Source organism: Cellulosimicrobium composti, assembly GCF_009711085.1.
GTDB lineage: Bacteria > Actinomycetota > Actinomycetes > Actinomycetales > Cellulomonadaceae > Cellulosimicrobium > Cellulosimicrobium composti.
Window position 1 is genome coordinate 1 of sequence record NZ_WMKA01000124.1, and the last position, 626, is coordinate 626.

The following is a 626-nucleotide window of genomic DNA, read 5'->3' on the forward strand; positions in this document are numbered from 1 at the left end:
TCCTTGGCGGCCTGAGCCTTGTCTGCGCTGACCTTGGTGCGGAGGGCCGCGAAGGACCACCCGACGGCCAGCGGCCACATCAAGGCGTGGTGCCGGTAGACCAGCCAGCACGCACCGGCCCCCATCCCCAGCAGCAGCGCACCGCGGACGTAAATGCCCAAATCGGCGGAGAGTCCTTTGAGGTCGGCCCGATGCGCCTCCAAGCACCAGCCCTTGAGCCGGGCCGCGAGCGCCTTGCCCAGGAGGGAGGACCCCTCCCCGATCGTCGTCATCAGCCGCACCGCCCAGGCGCTGGCGGCCTTGGCCTTCTCCTCGACCTTCTCCTCCGCCTGCTGGGCCTTGGCCTTGAGCTCGTCGGCGTGGTCGGCGAGAGTTCCGCCGGCCTCCGGCGCGGTGTCCGCGCTCACAGGGACACCTCCCCGTTGAGAACGCTGCGGCCAGCGTCGCCCAGCGCGTTGTACATCTCCGGCACCCACCGCATCAGTTCGGCGAACCCTGCCGTGGCGCACAGCGTCATCCCCGCGAACAGGCCGCCGACCATGCGCTTCGTGTCCTGCTTGCCCGCCGCCTTGAGCACGATCCCGCCGACGATCGCGGCGACCAGGACCGCGCAGGCGCCGGGGTAG

At 70.9% G+C, this 626-nt stretch carries 2 protein-coding genes; both read right to left on the minus strand.

Annotated features, from left to right (window positions below; all coding sequences use genetic code 11):
* On the minus strand, positions 1 to 407 hold a 407-nt coding region (locus GJV82_RS19235; protein ID WP_155100337.1), incomplete at its 3' end, for a hypothetical protein.
* Positions 404 to 626 (minus strand): hypothetical protein (locus GJV82_RS19675; protein WP_225873509.1); only part of this gene is annotated, 223 nt, incomplete at its 5' end. The genes GJV82_RS19675 and GJV82_RS19235, both read right to left, overlap by 4 nt.